The sequence below is a fragment of the Streptomyces cirratus genome (genome assembly GCF_014650775.1).
In the GTDB taxonomy this organism is placed as follows: domain Bacteria; phylum Actinomycetota; class Actinomycetes; order Streptomycetales; family Streptomycetaceae; genus Streptomyces; species Streptomyces cirratus.
On record NZ_BMVP01000004.1, the window covers coordinates 439,165 to 458,010 of the forward strand.

The following is an 18,846-nucleotide window of genomic DNA, read 5'->3' on the forward strand; positions in this document are numbered from 1 at the left end:
CTGTCCCGGACTCCGGGCGTGCCCGGTCGGCGCAGGACGGTCCGGGCTGTCGCTACTCGGGCTTGCGGGCGATCTGTACGTTCTCCAGCATGCCGAGCGCGTCGGGCACCAGGATGGCGGCGGAGTAGTAGGTGGTGACCAGGTAGGAGATGATGGACCTTTCGTCGATGCCCATGAAGCGCACCGACAGACCCGGCTCGTACTCCTCCGCCAACCCGGTCTGGCGCAGACCGATGACGCCCTGGTTGTCCTCGCCGGTGCGCATGGCGAGGATCGAGCTGGTGTTCTCCTTGGTGATCGGGATCTTGTTGCAGGGCAGGATCGGGACCCCGCGCCAGGCCGGGACCTGCTGCCCGCCGACGTCGACGTGGTCCGGGTAGAGCCCGCGGGCGTTGAGTTCGCGCCCGATCGCCGCGATCGTCCGGGGGTGGGCGAGGAACAGCTTCGTGCCACGGCGGCGGCAGAGCAGGTCGTCGAGGTCGTCCGGGGTGGGCGGGCCCGAGTGCGTCTGGATCCGCTGCTTGAAGGCGGCGTTGTGGAGCAGACCGAACTCCCGGTTGTTGATCAGCTCGTGCTCCTGGCGCTCGCGCAACGCCTCGATGGTGAGCCTGAGCTGCTCCTCGGTCTGGTTCATCGGTTCGTTGTAGAGGTCGGCGACCCTCGTGTGGATCCGCAGCACGGTCTGCGCGATGGACAGTTCGTACTCGCGGGGCTTGAGCTCGTAGTCGACGAAGGCGCCGGGCAGCTCGGGCTCGCCGGTGTGGCCGGACGACATCGCGATCTCGGCTTCGCCGTGCTTGTTCTGGCGTTGGCGGGGCAGAGAACTGAACTTGCGGACGTGGTCCTGGAGATGTGGTGCCGTGGACAGCACGGCGGAGAAGTCGGCGCGGGACAGGGTGAGCAGGGTGCCGCTCGTCTCGGCGACGGCCGTGTAGTCCCAACTGCCTTCGCCGTCGAGCAGGGCGTTCTCACCGAACCGGTCACCATCGGCCAGTACGGCCACGGTGACCTCGTCGCCGTACTTGCCGACGGAGGTCTGCCTGATCCGGCCGTGGGCGATCAGGTGGATCTGCCCGGCGCGGTCACCGCGCTGGACCAGCACCTCACCCGCACGGAAGTCGCGCTGCGCGCAGCGGCCGGCGACCGCGGTCAGCACGTCCACGTCGTCGAAGCCGCGCAGCAGAGCCAGTTCGCCGAGTTCGCGGGGAATCACCCGCACATCGGCACCGTCCTGGACGAACTCGATGCGTCCGTCCCCGACGGTGTAGCTCAGCCGGCGGTTCACCCGGTAGGCGCCGCCCTTGGCCTCCACCCACGGGAGCATCCGCAGCAGCCAGCGGGAAGTGATCTCCTGCATCTGCGGGGCGGATTTGGTCGTGGTGGCAAGGTTGCGGGCGGCTGCCGTGCCCAGGCTGGATTGCCGAGGGGGCTCCAGCTGCGCTTCCGGGCCGGTGTCAACGGTCATGGGGCGGGCTCTCCTTCGCAAGGGCGGTGATCGGCGTACGCGCGCGTCACCGGTGAAAGAGGAAATAGGGGGTGAACATCCGGGAATCCGGCCAGATCCACGGGAACGGTAACGGCCGGTACCCCCACTCGGCCCTGAGAAGCCGTTGGTTTACCTCGAAGCGGTGATCTTGCCGCGCGGGGTGTTTGCCGGGCCGTCGACGGTATTCGGCCCTTTGGCCGAGAGGCGACGAGGCCGGTGTGGCCGTCGATGTGGCGGGGCGCCCCGGCAGGCGGCGGAGCGGGCGGTGACCGCGCTGCGGGGCGCCGGCCGCCCCTAGGGGTGCGTGCGGCGGAGCGCGGGGCCCGTCGGGCGCCGCGTCCGGCGCGGGCCGTCGAGCTGGGCGGCGGCGAGGGTGAGGCCGCCGGCCGCGACGGCGCAGCGCTCGGCGAGGGCGGTGACCTCGGCGTGGAGGGGGGCGGCGTGCGGGCCCCGGCGTCCGAGACCGGCGGCGACGGAGCGCAGCCGTTCGGCGTGCGAGCGCAGTACGGCGGAGTGGGCGCGGAGGCCGTCGGCGGGTCCGGGCGGGCCGGGCCGGCCCCTGGGGGTGGGGGGAAGGTGGTTCATCCGGGTCCTCCGGAGGGGGTCGGGATCGGGGTCGGGATCGGGGTCGGCGGGTTTCCGCGCGGAGGTGTGGAGGTGGTCGAGCCGGTCACCCGCTTCCGCCGGCGCGGCGGGGACCACGTCCGAGGAAGGCCCGGAAGGCCGCGCCGAGTCCGAGCAGCCGTGGGGCGGGCCTGCCCCGGCCGGTGGCGATCTGCCAGCCCGCGTGGTCGTTGAAGGGGTTGTCGTCGGTCAGCGCGTCCCAGGCCAGGACGTCGGCGAAGGACGGAGCCAGCAGGCCGAACGCGCGCCCGGCCCCCCGCTCGCGCAGCATCGCGCGGAACAGCCGGACGGCCTCGCCCTGCCGGCCCGCCTCGGCCGCCCGGAACACTGCGGCGCAGTCCGGGTCGGCCATCAGGTCGGGGTGGGCCTCGCGTGCGGCCCGGAGCCTGGTCTTGAGGCCGCAGACCGCGAGGCTGACGGCGAGGCTCTCGCGGCCGGCCAGGATCCCGGCGAGCCACCCGGCCCGGGCCGCGCCCCGGCCGCGCGCGGCCCAGCCGAGGCCCGCCGGGTCGGTGAGGGTGCGCAGCAGGGTGCGCCAGGCGGCCCCGGGCCGGCCGCCGCGGCCGAACAGGGCCGCCGGGAGGGGGGCCCCGAGGGCGAGTCCGGAGGCGTACCGGGCGGCTTCGTCCACGGCGTCGGCGGCCTCGGCCAGCTCACGGCACAGGGCGCGCAGCAGTTCGGCGTCCTCGGTGGTGGACGCGGAGGTCGGGGTGTCGGACATGGGCACCTCGGTGGCTCGGATCCGGGGGCGGGGAGCGGGCTCATCGGCGGGTCATCGGCGGTTCAAGGGCGGGTTCGGCGGCCCGCTCAGCGGCGGGCCCGAGGGCGGCTCATCGGCGGCTTCACCGTCGGGTTCATCGGCGGCTTCATCGGCGGGCCAGCCCCAGCCGGATCCCGCGCGGGTCGAGCGTCACGGGCAGCGGGCCCATCGGGTCCAGCGCGGGCCGCCCGTCCCGTACCCGGTGTCCGCGCAGCACCTCCGCGCAGAACGCGGCCACGACGAGCAGGCCCAGCTGGTCGCCGGGGCAACGGCCCGCGCCGTGGCTGAACGGGGACATCCGGATGTCCTGGCCGGCCCCCTGGGAGGACCACCGCCCGGGTACGAAGACGTGCGCGGCCGGCATGTGGTCGGGGTCGCGCTGGTGGAACAGGACGGGCAGCAGCACGGCGGTCCCGGCGGGGTGGCGCACGCCGCGCCACTCGGTCTCGTCGCGGGTGACCCGGATCAGGTCCGGCACCACCGGGTAGAGCCGCAGCGATTCCTGGACGCAGGCCCGCAGCCGGGGCAGTTCGCCCGAGGCGGCGTCGGCCGCCCGGGCCTCGGCGGCGGCCACGTCCTGCTCGGCGGGGTGGGCGGCGAGGAGCAGCAGCGTGCGCAGCAGGGTCGGGGGGACGGTGTCCATCGCCTGGAGCCAGTGCCGGGCCTGACCGGTGGAGTCGGCGTGCCGGCGGGCTCGCCCGATCAGAGTGTGCGGCTCGGCGTGGGCGGCGTACTGCCCGATGCGGGTGGCGGCCTTGTCGGAGAGCTCACGGACGGCACGGGTGGCTCCGCCGCGGGACCGGCGCAGCCACCCGGTCAGTTCCTCGTCGCCCGCGGCCGCGTCCCCGAGCACCATCCGGCGGCCGGCGCGTGCGACGGCGTACCGGGCGCGGGCGAGCCGGAGGGTGCCGTGGGCGGTGAGCTGCCGGGCCTCCTCGGCGATGACGGAGAGGAACGGCACGCAGGAGGGGTGGACGACGGTGCCGGACGCGAGGACGGCGTCGTCGATCTCGCGCCGGTCCCCGCGGCCGCCGGGCGGCGCGGAGTAGAACTGGTGCAGGTCCTGCGGGTCGAGGAGGACCAGCAGCGTTCCGGACAGGCCGCGCACGAGGACGGGCGCTCCGCCGTGCCGGGCCCGCATGGCCCGCAGGGTGGCGGCGGACCAGTGGGGCCGCGCGAGGGCGGCCCAGGGCCGTGTCACGTGGGGGCGGCGGGTCACGAAGCCGCGTACCAGCTCCGGCAGGGCGTGGGTGGCGGCGAAGCGGACCGTCTCGGCGCGCCCCGCCCTGGCGGGCTGCCCGGCTCCCGCTCCGGTCCCGCCGGGGCCGTGGCCGGCCGCCGTGGTCGACTGGGTCATGGCCGGGCCCACCTTGCCTGTTCGGTCGGTGACATCGGGATCACCGTACGTCGGGGGTGGTGGGTGCGCGCTGCGGGTGCGCTACGGGAGTGGACCGGCGAACGCCGCTTCGCGGAACGCGGTGGGCGGCGGGCCGCCCGGGGAGGCGGGGACGAGCACCGCCCACCGGCGCCGGGTGGGCGAGATCCACAGGGCGGGACCGTCGCCGTGGGACCAGACCCCGGAGGGAGCCGGGCGCCAGAGCAGGCCGCGGGCCGGGGTGAGCTCACCGGTGCGGATGCGCAACGACTCGGCGGTCCAGGCGCGGGCGATCGGGTGGTCGGCGGTGGAGAGCAGGTGGCGCAGGAACCGGGCGAGGTCGGCGGCGGTGGTGTGCAGGGTGGCGCCGGTGAGGCGGGTACGGGTCATGCCGAGGGGGCGCCAGATGCGGGCGGTGGCGTATTCGGCGAGTGGCCCGCCGCAGAGGTGCTCCGCGAAGCGGGTCAGTACGGGGACGCCGCCCGGGCGGGTGAGGAGGTGGTGGGCGGTGCTCCCGTCGGGCGCCTCGGCCCCGTAGGCGTTGAGCGGGGTGTGCAGCGCCAGCTCCCCTTGGGCGACGAGGCTGCCGATGACGGGCCAGAGTGCCAGCACGGCGGCGAGGCCGCTGACGTCGAGCGCGCGGTCCTGGTCCCCGCCCGCGTCCTGCACCCCGTCGGGCCCTCCGACGGCCCACACGGCCCCGCTCCCGGCGGCCTCCGCCAGTCCCCCCGCGCCCGCCTGCCCACTCCGCAGCGTCATGTCCCCCACGCTAGCGGCCTGCCGCCCCGCCCCGGTCCACCCCCTCGGGGCGCGCCCACGCCCTCCACCCGGATGCTGGTGCGGCCATCCCTCCGCCGGCCGCTGTACCCCAGGGGTGTGGGAAGGCGGATACCGTCACCGGATGGCTGAAGCTCCCGGAAAGTTCGACGCTGCGATGACGACGTGGCAGGAATGGCAGGACGCTCCCTGGGGCCGTCTGCGCTACGCGATCGCCGAGGCGAACCTGGTCCGTCACCTCGCGGAACTGGGCGACGGGCCGTTGCGCGTACTGGATCTCGCCGGCGGTGACGGTGGTGATGCGGTGCGCCTCGCGGCCCGTGGCCACCACGTCACCATCGTCGACTACGCCCCCGCCATGCTTGCCGCGGCAAGCGAGCGCGCTTCGACGGCCGGCCTGGCGGAGTTGATCACCTGCGTGCAAGCCGACGTGGCCGCGCTGCCCGCAGACCTTGCCGAGGCGGGTTTCGACGTGGTGCTGTGCCACAACCTCCTCCCCTACGTGGACGACGTACCGGGCATCCTCGCCTCCGCCCTTGCGCCGCTCAGGCCCGGCGGGCTGTTCTCGGTGATGGCGATCAACCGGCACTCGGCGACCTTGAAACTCGCCATTCGGGAGATGAACCCGGCCGCCGCACTCGCCTCCTTCGGTACCGACCGCTCCCGGACCGCGATGTTCGACTCGGCTCTGACGCTTCACGCCGCCGATGAGATCGTTCCCGTCCTGCGCAGCCTTGACTGCCATGACGTGCGGCACTACGGCATCCGCAGCTTCTGCGACTACATCACCGACGACGCGCGCAAGTACGACCCGGCGTTCTACGCCGAACTTGAGCGCCTGGAGCTCGCCGCCACTGCGCGGCCGCCGTACATGCACACCGCCAGGCTCTTCCAGCTGACCGCACGGAAAGGGCCACGGCCGTGACCGCACTCCGGGATTCGCAACCGTCCCTGCTCGGGGTCTTCGCACACTTGTGCACGCTCGGTCACTGACCGGCTGGAGGTACGGTCCGCGGGTGTTGAGACAAGACGCCTGGTCAGTGCACTACACCTCGCGGGACCTACCGCAGCCTGAGCCACAGCCCTGGCACCTGCAGCTTTCCTCGGACGAGTGGGAGCTTTGGCTCGATGACCTCGGCATCCCTGATGGGACTCCGTACCTGTTGTCGCCGTGCTTCGTCTATGACACGGACCTGAACTCGTACTTCCATCGGGTGAACCTGATGGCGGGTCCACTGAACAGCCAGCTCAACCGGGCGTCGGCTCTCTGTCGGAACTTGAACTTCCTGCACAGGAGCCGGGGCGGGAAGGACTGGAGGGACGCGACCGAGGAGGACCACGCGGCTTACCACCACTGGCGCCGCCGTGACCCAGGTGGGCCCCGCGTCGATGGCGACACGTGGAGCCAGGAGATCTCTCACATCCAGCAGTTCTACGTTTTCGCGAAGTCCAAATCTTGGGTCCCGTCAGTCCCGATCCCACAGCGGCCCCGGCGTGATTCGAAGGGCGAGGAGAAGAACGGCCGATCCCGACGGCGCCCGGTGCCGGACGACGATGTGGACACGGTGCCGGCATCGTACTCCCACGATCAAGGCGGCAAGGAAGCCTTCGAGTGGCTGCCGCCACCGGCATACCGCCGGTGGCGGGACATCGGCGTCCTCGGCTATGACCGAGAGGGCCTGCCACGGGACAACTTCCGCGGCCGGTGGGCGTCGCGCAATGGTGCCTTCAGTGACTCGTTGGTCCGGACGGGGATGAGGCTGGAGGAGCAGGCCAGTCGCATCATTCTGGAAGTTCCGACGGGGCCCGGTCCGGCGGGCTACAGCAGGTTCTGGCTGCCTGGGGCGATCGCCAAGCGGAACTCGGGACGCTGGGTATATGAGCCTGCGTCGGTTCGGCGGGATCTGACCGCCTACGAGGCTTCGGACCGACGGTGGGTCGTCGAGGAGGCCCGTGACGCGGGCCTCTATGGAAAGATCCGGCGCCCGATCGTGATCGATGATCCGAGAACTCCACACATGGCTCGGTACACGAGCGGCGTCAACCGCGGCGAGAAGGTGAACGTCAGGCTCCTCGACCCGCACGAGCGGCGCCGGCTGCTGGTGGATACCGAGGACGGCCTCGAGCCCGCGCTGTTTTGGCTCGGTGAGAGCGGGCTGCCGTTGTCCTTGTCGACGTGGAAGGACATGTTCACCGACGCCAACCGCCGATGCGAAGAGGCCGGCCTGGCTTTGCGAGCTCATGCCCACCTGCTGCGTCACACGTTTGCGGTCATCACTCTCGAACAGCTCCAGCGCGGCCACATTGCCCAGCTCGCCGACATGAACCAGGCTCAGCGACTCCACTACCAGCGGATCTTCGGCGATCCCATGGACTGGATCCGCCGCAGGCTCGGCCATGCTTCGCAGCTTTCGACCTTGATCTATCTGCATGCCCTGCAGGAACTGGAGATGGAGACGCGTATGGCCCTGGTTCCTGACACCTGGGAGGACCCTCGGGACACTCCGCTGGTGAACCTCGGGAACGAGACGCCGCCGCAGGATCTTCCCAGTGAGGTATCGGCATGACGAGTCGAGGCCGTGGCAGCACTGGTCCAGGACGCCCGTCGGCCCTGCCGCCCAGTGGCTATGAAGCGCCGCCGTTGGTCCGTGCGGGACACACGGGCGGTTTGGTCGTCGACTTCCATGGTGATGACGACCGTCGGGTCAGTTACGACTTCGGGCCGTTGGCGATGCCCGGCTGGCATCCGATTCTGGCTGAGGCCCTTGCTTTGAGGGTCGGACACAGCGGCGGAATCCGAACTCTGGCGGGATGCCGGAACAGCTGGAACTCGACCAAAGCCTGGATCCAGTTCCTGGTCTCGCTGGAGCAGCCGCCGAAAACCGTCGATGGACTAACCCGCGAACATGTGGATGCCTTCTACACTCGACCAGGTTTCGCCAAGAGTACGCGGCACATCCAAATGCGCGAAATGAGCAAACAGTTCGAGAATGAGCGGATTTCGCGCCGCCTTCCCTCTGACGCTTGGGATGCCTTCAACCGCCGGTTGCCCACGCTCAAGCAGTCGGGAGTCGGAGGCTACTCGCACGGCGAGTTGGAGCGCCTGACGGCCGCAGCCCGAGCGGACGTGGCCCAGATCTCTCGGCGTATTCGTGCCGGCGAACAGCTCCTGCGCCAGGCGCGGGACGACCCCGGGAAACTGGATGCTCGGCAGCGAGAATTAGGGGAGACCCTCGTCCGCATCGCGGAGACCGGCGAGATCCCTCTGCTGGAGGGCGACAGAAACTGGCTCCGCCGGAGAGCCGATCTCGCGGGACACCTCTTCATGACGTGGGCGGATCTGGCGCCTTTGATGGCTCTCCTCGCCATAGTCACTGAACGCAACGGGGAAACCCTCAAGGAGCTTCCTGCCAGGCACCGGCTGCTGGAGGACCGGGCGGTCGAGGTCGTCCTTGTGAAACGGCGCCACCGAGCCCAGCAGTGGTTCGAGACGGTGACCTGGGAAATCGGCCCCAAGTCGCGCGAGCTGCACACCCCAGGCGGCCTCTACCTACTCCTGCTCGAGCTGACTGGCCGCAGCCGGGAATTCTGCGGCTCCACTGCGGCCATCTGCTTCTGGCGCAACAACTGGGCCGTCGCAGACCGCAACCGGTCGGAGCACTTCGCTCCGTTCGAGATAGACCTTGGACGCGGTTCTAAGATCGAAATGTCCGCATGGGCGGCCACGAGGGCCAAACCAGTACTCGCGGATCCGCGGCCTGCTGCGAAAGCGAAGGCCACGGAAGACGCCCCGGAGAAGGAGCCGCCAGTCCCGCTGGTGGTGACTTTCAACAAAATCAAAACCAGTATGGACGCTCGCCGGACTCGCCAGCTGGGTGGCCACCTGCCCTCGTCGGCGAAGAGCAACACCGCCCAGGTTCTGTTCGCCAACTACCTCAAGCCCGACGAAGCCACCCGCGAGTGGGCGGAGGAAGTGATCACCGAGGCTCTCGGGGATGCGGAGCAAGCTGCCCTGGACGCCCATGCGGCGGTGGCGGGACGCGGTGGCGGCCCCAAGGTGATCACTGACGACTCTTCCGCCCAGCAGCTCGAGGAAGCAGGACTCGCCCCGCAGACCGCCCGCGATCTCTCCGAGGGGAACCTGGACACCGCCTGGACGGCCTGCGAGGACCACGACCACAACCCGGAGACCGGAGCACCTTGCGGCGATTCGTTCCTCGCCTGCTTCCACTGCGGAAACTGCCTGGTCACCCGCGATCATCTCCCCCGGCTCCTGGCCCTACTGGAAGCCCTGGGGGGCCTGCGCCAACGCATGAGCGAAGACGACTGGTGGAAACGCTACGGCCCTGCATGGGTCGCCGTCCGGCGAGACATCCTCGCCAAGTTCTCCTCGGCCGAAGTCAGCAAAGCACAAGAGCAGTCCTTGCCCGACGCCCTCCTCGACCTGGTCGAACCACCCTGGGAACAGCCATGAGCATCGCGACCTTCGCCTCCAACCCCAACGCAGTCACGCTGAAAGACCCGTACGTCCTCCACGGCCGCCCGCTGCGGCCAGGAGCCCGGCTGCAGGACACCTCCCGCTACAGCCACGACGTCTGGCACCTGGCGCCCGCACGACTCAAGATCCACGAGTACTCGATGATCTTGAACTTTCTGTCTCTGCCCCAACGATTTCGGCAGGCGGTCAAGCAGCTGTTCTACGCCTTGCTCTCGCTGAAGCCGCCGGATGGTGAGCCATCCCCAACCATCGCCACCATCCGAGGGATGTTCACGGAGATGCGACGGTTCTTGATGTGGCTCGACAAACGGTGGTCACCGGAGCGGAACGAACTGTCTGCACTGTCCTCAAGCGATCTCGAGGACTACGGCAAACACCTCCTGGCCCGCTTCCCGAACAATCGCTCTCAGCGCGAGTCCTCCCGAGGCGGAGTACGGCTGCTCTGGCGTTGGCGACTGCAGATGGATGAACACGCCCTGCGGTTCGAACCGCTCCACCTCGACGGATGGAGAGAGTCGTCCAGCACCGGGAGGGGCGAGAACAAAACCGACCGACTGCCCGAGGAAGTCCTGGGGCCCTTGTTGGTCTGGGCACTCCGTTTCATCGACGACTTCGCCCCCGACATCCTCGAAGCAGACAGAGAATGGCGAGCAAGCCGTGAAAAGCATATTGGCCCATACCTGGAGCGAAGCGCTGTCGGATCACGCCTGCAGGCGATCCTCGATGAATACATCGCCGTCGGCCGCCCGTTGCCCGGCTGGCGCGGACAGCCCAGCCTGACCCACTTCAGCCGCCTTCTCGGTTGCCGTCACGACGCCGTCCGGCCCCATCAGGCTGCCCTCGCGGCCGCCGCCGCTGTCGTCGGCGTGACCGAGGGCGCATTCCTCGACGGAAGCGTCCAAGGATGTCTGGACGGGGAACCGTGGGTCGACTCGATCGCCACCAACCACGAGTCTGCGAACAGCCTGGCCCGGCTCAGCCGCATTCTCCACGCCTCTTGCTACGTGGTGATCGCCTTCCTCAGTGGCATGAGAGAGAGCGAGGTCAAAAACATCAAACGCGACTGCATCGAGATCAAGTACGACGAAGACGGCCGTCCCTACCGCTGGAAACTCAGCAGCCTCGCATTCAAAGGGGAAGACGAGGTGGAGGGCGTCCCAGCGACTTGGACGGTCTGCGCAACTGTCGTCCGCGCAGTCGAGATGCTCGAGAAGCTCCAGCCGAAGACCTGCGACTACCTCTTCACGGGACTCCTTCACGGCAACGGCGCCAAGAAGTCATCGAACAAGGTGGAGGGAAATAGAGCGACCAACACACACCTCAACGACCTCGTGGCGTTCGTGAACCAGCTCTGCGCAGACCGCGGCCGCAGCGACATCATCGCGGACAGTGCGGGCCGGCCCTTCAAGCTCAAGACCAGCTACTTCCGGCGGACCTTGGCCTGGTTCATCGCCCGGCACCCAGGCGGAGTCATCGCCGGCGCCCTGCAATACCGGCACCGGTCGATCCGGATGTTCGAGGGCTACGCCGGCACCAGCGACTCCGGCTTCCGGGCCGAAGTCGAAAGCGAGCAGGCCATCGCCCGCGGCGAGGTCTACATGGAAATGATCGAAGCCCACCAGCACCTCAACCTCGCCGGCCCTTCAGCCGAAGAGGCCACCCGCCGCCTGACGGACTTCGGAGACCGCGCCCAGTTCCAGGGCCAGGTCGCCCTGGACAAGCACCGCCTGAGAAGGATCATGAAGCGCAACGATCCAGCGATCTACCCCGGCGAGTACATCACCTGCGTGAACGACCCCGCCAAAGCCCTCTGCGAGAAGGCACGCCGCGGAAACAGCGAAGGTCTGCCGGCCCACGGCGGCTGCCTGCCCCTGGCCTGCCGCAATGTCACGCTCACGCCGGAGAACGTCGGTGCCTGGCAACGAGAGATCGCCCGCATCGACAAGCGCCTCGGCTCACGGCCGACGTTGGCCCCCCGCCTCAAGCAACTCCACCAGAACCGGCGGGCTGAGGTGGTGGCCTTCCTGGAGGCCAACGGACAGGAGGTCATCCCGGCATGACTCGCCCAGTCCCCGACCTTCCCGAAGCCCTGGTCCGCAGGCATCTCCAAGAGATGCTGGACGCCTGCCGGGCAAGCAACACCAGACCCAGCGTTCTCACGCTGGCCCGACGCCTCAATCTCACCAACACGACATTCCGCCGCCGCTATCCCGAGATCGCGCAAGAGATCTCCGAACATCGAGCCGCACCCACCGCTCGTCGCGGCGGGCCGACCGAACACGACAAGCTCATCGCCCGCAACGCGAAGCTCCGCCGACGAAACCGCGACCTGACCAACCAGCTCGCCCTCGCCGCCGCACAGATCCAACACCTCGCCCTCCGCAACGCACGGCTCCTCGAAGCCGTCGAGAACGCTGCCAACGTCACCAGCATCCCCGTCCGGCGGAATATCCGATAGACCAGATTTCTGAACCCCTGACACGCTATCTCTAGCTAGCTAGAGTTGACTGCATGGATGTTCCCTTCCGCGTCACCGACGCGACCCTCGACGTGATCGAGGTGCTCCTCACGGGCCAGCCGGATCTCTACGGTCTGAAGATCGCCAAAGAGATCGGCCGCCCTTCCGGCAGCGTCGTTCCCATCCTCATGCGACTTGAGGACTGCGGCTGGGTCACCAGCAAGTGGGAAGACTCTGGCTCGGAGAGCCGGGGGCCGCGGCGCCGGTTTTATGAGCTGGACCCGAACTGCGACGCCGGGGCACGCAGGCTAGTGGCTTCCCGGAACCGGCCGAAGACGCACGGCATCGGCATCGCCCGGCCAGGTCTCGCAGGGGGACGTTGATGACGACGGTCATTCTTTTCGTGCTCACCGCGATCGTGCTTCCCCTTGCCCTGAGCGAGTTCAGCGAGCGGGCGCCGTCATCAGCCCAACGCATCACACGATGGACGGCCCGGCGCCTAGGGAGCCCTGATGTCACGGAGCGCTACACCGAGGAATGGCTGGCCGAGCTAGCAGCGACCCCAGGCAAGCTGAGCCCCCTCGTCGTCGCACTCAGCTACCTCGTCCACCTGCCCATGATCCGGCTTCAGCTGCGACGTCGGCGAGCTGCTGCGCTTCCTTCCGCCGGGACGCAGGTCCCCGCCACCACGCTGGTCCCTATCCCGCACCTCATCACCTTGAACGGCACGGCTTGGGTCAGGGCTGGAGCACTTGAGCGCTGCCTACATGCCAGACGTGGGTTGCTCGAATGCGGGTTCTTCATCGTCACGGAAACGAGTCGGCCTGAACTGACTGACGCAATGCAGCGACTGAGAGACGCGATCCGGCATGCCGCCGGACTCACGCGACTCGAAGACGCTCCGGAACCCAGCCCGCGCCTGGATTCCCCTACTTTCCGCAACCAGCTGGTTCAGGCCCTGGCTACTGACACGTTCTTCATCCTGGACGAAGAAGACGACGCCACTCTTCATGTCCTCACAGGGCTTCAGCTAGCCACTCCGATCGTCATCAAGACGAAGAAGCCTGCGGTCATTCATACCTGGCCCAACCGCTATGAGGTTCCCGAGGGAGATCTGACCGACCCGGGCGTCCTGCAGTCAATCCTTGACCGCGACTGACTGTTGCTCTCTCGGCTGTCGGACAAGACCCGCTGGATCTGCTAGGAGACGCCATGCCCAGGGTCAACAACACCGAGAGCGGTCAACGGTCAGCCCACAACCCCGCCCACAAGCCCATCCCGATGACGAATCACTCCTCGCCGGGGGCGTGTTCGCCCAGCTCGCCGCCGGCGGCGCGCGCACGGGCGTCGTCACCACCACCTGGGCGCCGGACGGCCGGCGGGCCGCCGAGCTCGCCGACGCCCTGGCCGTCCTCGGGGCCGGACGCCCTCGGATGCTCGGGTTCGCCGACGCGCGGGTCCCCGATTCGGCGCCCGGGCGGCCACGGCTGTGTGACGCGCCGTTCGACGAGGTGGCCGGGCTGCTGGTCCGGCACATCCGCGAGTTCCGTCCGGAGGTCATCGTCACCCATGACGCCTACGGCCAGTTGACGGGTCACCCCGACCACGTCCGCACCCACCGGCTGACCACCGTCGCAGCGCACGCCGCCGGGCTCGAACACCTGTATCCCGACGCCGGAGCGCCCTGGCAGCCGGCCGCTCTCCACCTGGCCACTCACCCGCACTCCGGCGTCGGCGAGCTGGGTCCCCTCCTGGCCCGGGTCGGCAAGAGGCTGCTGAGCGTGCCGGACGAGCACATCACCGCGACCGTCGACGTGAGCGCCTGGCTGGGGCAGAAGTGGGCCGCCATCGCCGCGCACCGCAGTGAAGCAGCGCGGGAGCGTTCACTTCCCGGCATTCTTCTGCGCCTGTCGGCCGAGACCCGGGAGCGGATCCTCTCCACCGAGTACTACACCCGCCTCGGCGTGCGGCAGGCGCCCGGGCCGGGCCCCGGCCGGGTGGTGTTTCCGAGGTGAGGGGGTGAGCCTGGGGTCATGACCGGAGCTGTGGAGCCGCCGCGAGAGCCGTCCGTCGGGCCGAGGGTTCCGCCATCCGCCGGGGGTGGGGTGCCCGATGTGCCGTTGGCCTCCGCGCGGGGGCGGTGGATCGTGTTCACCACCGTGCTCGGGTCGAGCATGGTGTTGCTGGACTCGACGGTGGTCAACGTCGCGCTCCCGAGCATCGGCCGGGACCTCGGCGCCGACCTCGCGGTGCTCCAGTGGACGGTGAACGCCTACCTGCTGACCCTGGCCGGGCTGATCCTGGTCGGCGGGGCGCTCGGGGACCGCTTCGGGCGGCGGCGGGTCTTCGTGCTGGGCGTGGTGTGGTTCGCCGCCGGTTCCCTGCTGTGCGGGATCGCGCCGAACGCCGGTGTGCTGATCGGCGCCCGCGCCCTCCAGGGCATCGGCGGGGCGCTGCTGACACCGGGTTCCCTCGCGCTGATCCAGGGTTCGATCCGGGGCGACGACCGGGCCCGGGCAGTCGGTCTGTGGTCCGGGCTGGGCGGTGTCGGCGCGGCCGTGGGGCCGTTCCTCGGCGGGTGGCTGGTCGACGGGCCCGGCTGGCGCTGGGTGTTCCTGCTGAACGTGCCGCTCGCCGCGCTGTGCGTGCCGGTGGCGCTGAGGCACGTACCGGAATCACGCGATCCGGATGCGCACGGGAGGTTCGACGTGGCGGGAGCCGTGATCGGGGCCGCCGCGCTCGGCCTGCTCACCTACGCGCTGATCGAGGCCCGGTCCGGTACGGCGCTGGTGGCGGCCACGGCGGTGGGCGGGCTGCTGCTGGGGGTCCTGTTCGTCTATGTCGAGCGGCACAGGCAGTACCCGATGGTGCCGCCGTCGATATTCGCCTCCCGCCAATTCACGGCCGTCAACCTGGTCACCCTGTGCGTGTACGCGGCCTTCGGCGGCTTCTTCTTCCTCGTGGTGCTCCAGCTCCAGGTGGTCTCCGGGTACTCGGCGATGGCCGCCGGGGCCGCGCTGCTGCCGACCACGGCGCTGATGCTGCTGCTGTCGGCCCGCGCGGGCGCGCTCGGGGAGCGCATCGGGCCACGGCTCCCCCTGACCGTGGGCCCGCTGCTGTGCGCGGGCGGGATGCTGCTGATGCTGCGCGTCGGACCGGGCGCCTCGTACCTGTTGGACGTGCTGCCCGCACTGGTCGTGATGGGGATGGGGATGGTGACCCTGGTGGCTCCGCTGACGGCGACGGTGCTGGCTTCGGTGGATCCCGGCCGGGCGGGTCTGGCCAGCGGCATCAACAACGCCGCCGCACGGGCCGCCGGGTTGCTGGCGGTGGCCGCGCTGCCGCTGCTGGCGGGGATGGGCCCCGACTCCTACCTCTCCGCGCCGCGTTTCGACGCGGCCTTCGGCCGGGCCATGGCCTGGTGCGCGGGGGTGCTGGTGGTGGGGGCGGTGCTGGCGTGGACGACCGTGCGCAATCCCGCGCCGGCGGCGTGCCACCCGCTGTGCCGTACGTGCTGCGGGGTGACCTCGCCGCCGCTGGAGCCGCCGCGAGCGACGCAGGCGCCCCTGGAACCGCCGCGCACGGCGGAGGGGTGAGGCCTTCGAGCCGCGATGTGCTGGAGCGCGACGGCCGACCTGACGGCGGGCACCGTCATCACCGCCGTGGGGGCGGTCTGCGTGCTGCGCGTGCGGCGGGCCCGCGATCTGCCCGTGGCCGCGCTGCCGCTGCTGCTCGGCGTCCACCAGCTGCTGGAGGCGGCCGTCTGGGAGTCGGGCGGGGGCTGTGGCACGGCCGCCACCGCGTGGGCGGTGATCGCCCTGCCGGTGCTGCCGGTGTGGGTGTCACTGGGGGTGCTGCTGGCCGCCGGGCCGGGTGCTCCGCGGCGGCTGTGGTGGCCGGTGGCCTCCGGTCTCGCCACGGCCGGGGTCCTGGCACACTGCCTCGCCACCGGCCCGGTGTCGGCGCGGATCCGGGGCCACACCATCGGCTACGGCGTCGACGTGCCGTACCCGGCGCCGGTCATCGCCGGCTACTTGTTCGCCACGCTGGGCGCCCTGCTGCTCGGCGGTGACCGCCGGCTGCGGCTGATCGGGGCGGTCCTGGCCGTGGGCGCGGTGGTCTGTGCGGGGCTGTGGCGGCTGGAGTTCGCCTCCACCTGGTGTGCGTTCGCGGCGGTGGCGTCGGTGCTGGTGCTGGGCTGGGTGCGCAGCCGAGCGCCCCGCCGTCACTGGTTGCGGGCGCCGAGGACGAAGAGCAGGTAGACGAATGCGGCGAAGAGGTGGCCCACGAAGAGGTAGGCGACGAGCCGGATGATCAGCCCGCGCGGGAACTTGGACTCGATGCGCTTGAGGACGCCTACGGGCTGGTCGGGCGGCGGGGTGTGGGACATGGTGCGGCTCCTCGGTCAGCGGGGGCTGGTGGGGTTGGTGGCCGCCCCGCCGAGGCACAGCCCGGCGAGACTGCTCTGCAGCAGGGTGTGGACGAACAGGAGGTCCGTCCCGGTGGCGGTCGCCGCACCGATCCGGTGCGGCGTGAGCGAGTCGAAGTGCGCGCTGTCGCCCGGCTCCAGCAGGTACTCGGCCTCCCCCAGGTGCAGCCGTAGCGTGCCGGTGAGCACGTACAGCCACTCCTCGCCGGGGTGGACGCGGACCAGCTCGCCCTGGCCGCGGCCGGGCGGGACGTGCACGCGCAGCGCCTGCATGCCGCGGCCGGAGCCGCCGGCCTGCCAGTACGTCCAGCCGTCCGCCTCGCGGGCCCCGGGTCCGCCCGCCCGTACGATGGGATCGGCTACGGCCTGGGTCTCGCCGAGCAGCTCGGAGACGGTCGTGCCGTAGGTGCGGGCGAGGCCGAGGAGCAGCGGCAGCGAGGGCTGGCGCCGCCCGGTCTCCAGCCGGGACAGGTGGGCGGGCGAGAGCCGGGCCCGGGCGGCGGCGGCTTCCAGGGTGAGCCCGGCGCGGCGGCGCAGCTCGCGCAGCTGCGGGGCGACGGCGGGCAGTCCTTCGTCTTCGGGGGGTTCGTCGGCGTCGGCGTGGGTCTCGGCGCCGGGGGCGGGACCGGTAGTCATGCCTCGATTGAGCCAGAGATTTGCCTACCTGACAAGCTTGCTTACCTCTGAGGCAAAACTGTTTCAATCGGTCCGGTCGCCGAGCACCGTCTCCACCGTGTCCGCCTCCTGCGCGTTCTTGTCCGGGCGGTGCCGCAGTACCCGCGCGAAGCGCAGCGCGACCCCGGCCGGGTAGCGCGTGGAGCGCTGCAAGCCGTCGTAGGCGATCTCCACGACCAGCTCCGGCCGCACCCACACGGTGAACCCTTCTTCGCGCACCGCGAGTTCCCGCAGCCGTCCGGTCTGCCAGCGCAGCATCTCGTCGGTGAGGCCCTTGAAGGTCTTGCCGAGCATCGCGAAGCTGCCGTCCGCGGCCCGCGCGCCCAGGTGCAGGTTGGACAGCAGGCCGGTACGCCGCCCGTGGCCCCATTCCGCGGCCAGCACGACCAGGTCGAGGGTGTGCACCGGCTTCACCTTGAGCCACTGTTTGCCGCGCCGGCCGGCGGCGTAGGGAGAGTCGAGGCCCTTGATCACGACGCCCTCGTGCCCCCGGCGCAGCGCCTCGGCCGCGAACGCCTCGGCGTCGGCCGACTGCGCCTGCGGGTCCTCGACGGCCAGTCGGCGCACCCGGGAGGTCTCCGGCACCAGCTCGGCGAGCACCGCGTACCGCTCGCGGACCGGCAGGTCGAGCAGTACGTCGTCACCGGCGGCCAGGACGTCGAAGAAGTAGGCGCTGACGGGCAGGGTCTGGCGTGCCGCCGCCACGTCCAGCCGGGACCCGACCCGGCTCGCGATCTCCTGGAAAGGGACCGGACGGCCGTCGGCGCCCTCACCGATGACCTCACCGTCGAGGATGAACCGGTCGCCGGCCAGGGTGAGGGCGAGTGCGGCCACTTCGGGGAGCCGGGCGGTGATCTCGTCGAGGGAGCGGGTGTAGACGCGTACGTCGTCGCCGGCCCGGTGGACCTGTACGCGGATGCCGTCCAGCTTCTCCTCCACGGCGCAGGGCCCGAGCGCGGCCACCGCTTCGGCCACCGAGGCTGCCGTGCCCGCGAGCATCGGCTGGACGGGCTGCCCGACGCGCAGCGTGACCGCCCGCAGGGCTTCGGCGCCTTCGGCGAGGACGGCGGCCCCGACCCGGGGCAGCGAACCGTCCAGCATCACGGCCCGGCGCAGTGCGGCGGCGGGCACCCCGGCGGCAGCGGCCACCCCTTCCAGTGCGACGGCGTCCAGGGCGCCCTGGCGTACCTCTCCGGACAGCAGGCTCCGCAGGAACCGCTGTTCGGGGTCGGTGGCGGCGCCGAGCAGGCCGTCCAGGAGGCGGCGCCGCTCGGCTTGCGAGCCCGTGCCGGAGACGGCGGCGAGACGGGTGACGGCCGCGTCGACGGCGCCGACGGTGAGGGTGGGCCGGTCGGCGGGCTCGACCTCCCGGCCGAGGGCGCTCCAGCCGATGCCGGGGCGGCCCTGCGGGAGCCGTCCGGCGAGGTAGGCGATCACCAGCGCGGCCTCTTCGGGCGGCGCGACGGCGAACAGCTCCGCGAGCAGGGCGGTCTTGCGGGAACGGGCGGAGGTCTCGGCGACCTCCCGGGACACGCGAGCGACCTCGGCCAGCAGCATGCGGACCATAGTGCCGCCGCCGGGCGCACCGCGCAGGTCGGGGCGGCGCCTCGCGTGGCGGGGGCACGGCAGCCACGTCACGGGCCGAGGCTCCCCGGAGCGGCGGGCGCGCGTCGCCGCCCCGGGAGGAGCGCCGGGACGAAAGGGGCAGCGCGGGCCGGGGCGGGGTCGCGCCGGAGTCGGCGCGCGCAGGCGTCGCCCGGGGCC

The 18,846-nt window shown here is 70.8% G+C and carries 17 protein-coding genes and 1 pseudogene; 10 read left to right on the plus strand and 8 right to left on the minus strand.

Annotated features, from left to right (window positions below):
• Window positions 1-52 precede the first annotated feature (52 nt).
• From IE207_RS14545 to IE207_RS14565, 5 genes are all read right to left on the minus strand, one after another.
• Window positions 53-1,465 carry a family 2B encapsulin nanocompartment shell protein gene (locus tag IE207_RS14545; protein WP_190184566.1) on the minus strand — a complete coding sequence of 471 codons (1,413 nt, stop codon included), beginning with the start codon at window positions 1,463-1,465 and terminating at the stop codon, window positions 53-55.
• Window positions 1,466-1,780: 315 nt separating this feature from the next.
• Window positions 1,781-2,071 carry a hypothetical protein gene (locus tag IE207_RS14550; RefSeq protein ID WP_190184567.1) on the minus strand — a complete coding sequence of 97 codons (291 nt, stop codon included), beginning with the start codon at window positions 2,069-2,071 and terminating at the stop codon, window positions 1,781-1,783.
• Window positions 2,072-2,156: 85 nt separating this feature from the next.
• On the minus strand, window positions 2,157-2,831 hold the full coding sequence (locus IE207_RS14555; protein WP_190184568.1) for a hypothetical protein: 675 nt from the start codon (window positions 2,829-2,831) through the stop codon (window positions 2,157-2,159).
• A 145-nt stretch (window positions 2,832-2,976) separates the two neighbouring features.
• A complete protein-coding gene (locus IE207_RS14560; RefSeq protein ID WP_190184569.1) occupies window positions 2,977-4,227 on the minus strand; it encodes a cytochrome P450 in 1,251 nt (416 codons plus the stop codon).
• A gap of 81 nt (window positions 4,228-4,308) precedes the next feature.
• The gene (locus tag IE207_RS14565) at window positions 4,309-5,004 is read right to left on the minus strand and encodes a serine hydrolase domain-containing protein (protein ID WP_190184570.1); all 696 of its coding nucleotides are present in this window, start codon (window positions 5,002-5,004) and stop codon (window positions 4,309-4,311) included.
• A gap of 142 nt (window positions 5,005-5,146) precedes the next feature.
• On the opposite strand from IE207_RS14565, the gene IE207_RS14570 reads away from it, so the two are divergent.
• The 10 genes and pseudogenes from IE207_RS14570 (at window position 5,147) to IE207_RS14615 (ending at window position 16,240) form a co-directional block, all read left to right on the plus strand.
• Complete coding sequence (locus IE207_RS14570; protein WP_190184571.1) at window positions 5,147-5,947, plus strand: class I SAM-dependent methyltransferase; 801 nt, start codon at window positions 5,147-5,149, stop codon at window positions 5,945-5,947.
• Window positions 5,948-6,062: 115 nt separating this feature from the next.
• Window positions 6,063-7,589 (plus strand): site-specific integrase, encoded by a 1,527-nt coding sequence (locus tag IE207_RS14575; RefSeq protein ID WP_190184572.1) that lies wholly within the window; start codon window positions 6,063-6,065, stop codon window positions 7,587-7,589.
• 101 nt (window positions 7,590-7,690) lie between these two features.
• Window positions 7,691-9,496: a hypothetical protein gene (locus IE207_RS14580; protein WP_190184573.1), complete on the plus strand. Its 1,806-nt coding sequence runs from the start codon at window positions 7,691-7,693 to the stop codon at window positions 9,494-9,496.
• Window positions 9,493-11,580 (plus strand): hypothetical protein, encoded by a 2,088-nt coding sequence (locus IE207_RS14585; RefSeq protein WP_190184574.1) that lies wholly within the window; start codon window positions 9,493-9,495, stop codon window positions 11,578-11,580. Before IE207_RS14580 ends, IE207_RS14585 begins: the two co-directional genes overlap by 4 nt.
• Window positions 11,577-11,978: a hypothetical protein gene (locus IE207_RS14590; protein WP_190184575.1), complete on the plus strand. Its 402-nt coding sequence runs from the start codon at window positions 11,577-11,579 to the stop codon at window positions 11,976-11,978. Before IE207_RS14585 ends, IE207_RS14590 begins: the two co-directional genes overlap by 4 nt.
• A gap of 53 nt (window positions 11,979-12,031) precedes the next feature.
• Window positions 12,032-12,361 (plus strand): PadR family transcriptional regulator, encoded by a 330-nt coding sequence (locus tag IE207_RS14595; protein WP_190184576.1) that lies wholly within the window; start codon window positions 12,032-12,034, stop codon window positions 12,359-12,361.
• Window positions 12,361-13,137 (plus strand): hypothetical protein, encoded by a 777-nt coding sequence (locus tag IE207_RS14600; RefSeq protein WP_190184577.1) that lies wholly within the window; start codon window positions 12,361-12,363, stop codon window positions 13,135-13,137. Before IE207_RS14595 ends, IE207_RS14600 begins: the two co-directional genes overlap by 1 nt.
• 112 nt (window positions 13,138-13,249) lie before the next feature.
• Window positions 13,250-13,993, plus strand: a pseudogene (locus tag IE207_RS14605) (PIG-L deacetylase family protein); the annotation flags it as partial.
• A gap of 90 nt (window positions 13,994-14,083) precedes the next feature.
• Window positions 14,084-15,574 carry an MFS transporter gene (locus IE207_RS14610; protein WP_229873722.1) on the plus strand — a complete coding sequence of 497 codons (1,491 nt, stop codon included), beginning with the start codon at window positions 14,084-14,086 and terminating at the stop codon, window positions 15,572-15,574.
• 15 nt (window positions 15,575-15,589) lie between these two features.
• Window positions 15,590-16,240: a DUF6629 family protein gene (locus IE207_RS14615; protein WP_190184580.1), complete on the plus strand. Its 651-nt coding sequence runs from the start codon at window positions 15,590-15,592 to the stop codon at window positions 16,238-16,240.
• Here IE207_RS14615 and IE207_RS14620 read toward each other — a convergent pair.
• From IE207_RS14620 to IE207_RS14630, 3 genes are all read right to left on the minus strand, one after another.
• Window positions 16,204-16,368, minus strand: coding sequence for a DUF6126 family protein (locus tag IE207_RS14620; RefSeq protein ID WP_190184581.1), 165 nt, complete (start codon window positions 16,366-16,368; stop codon window positions 16,204-16,206). The two genes, IE207_RS14615 and IE207_RS14620, sit on opposite strands and share 37 nt — an antisense overlap.
• A gap of 15 nt (window positions 16,369-16,383) precedes the next feature.
• Window positions 16,384-17,043 carry a helix-turn-helix domain-containing protein gene (locus IE207_RS14625; protein ID WP_229873723.1) on the minus strand — a complete coding sequence of 220 codons (660 nt, stop codon included), beginning with the start codon at window positions 17,041-17,043 and terminating at the stop codon, window positions 16,384-16,386.
• Window positions 17,044-17,106: 63 nt separating this feature from the next.
• Window positions 17,107-18,639, minus strand: coding sequence for an ATP-dependent DNA ligase (locus IE207_RS14630; protein WP_190184738.1), 1,533 nt, complete (start codon window positions 18,637-18,639; stop codon window positions 17,107-17,109).
• Between the last annotated feature and the right edge of the window lie 207 nt (window positions 18,640-18,846).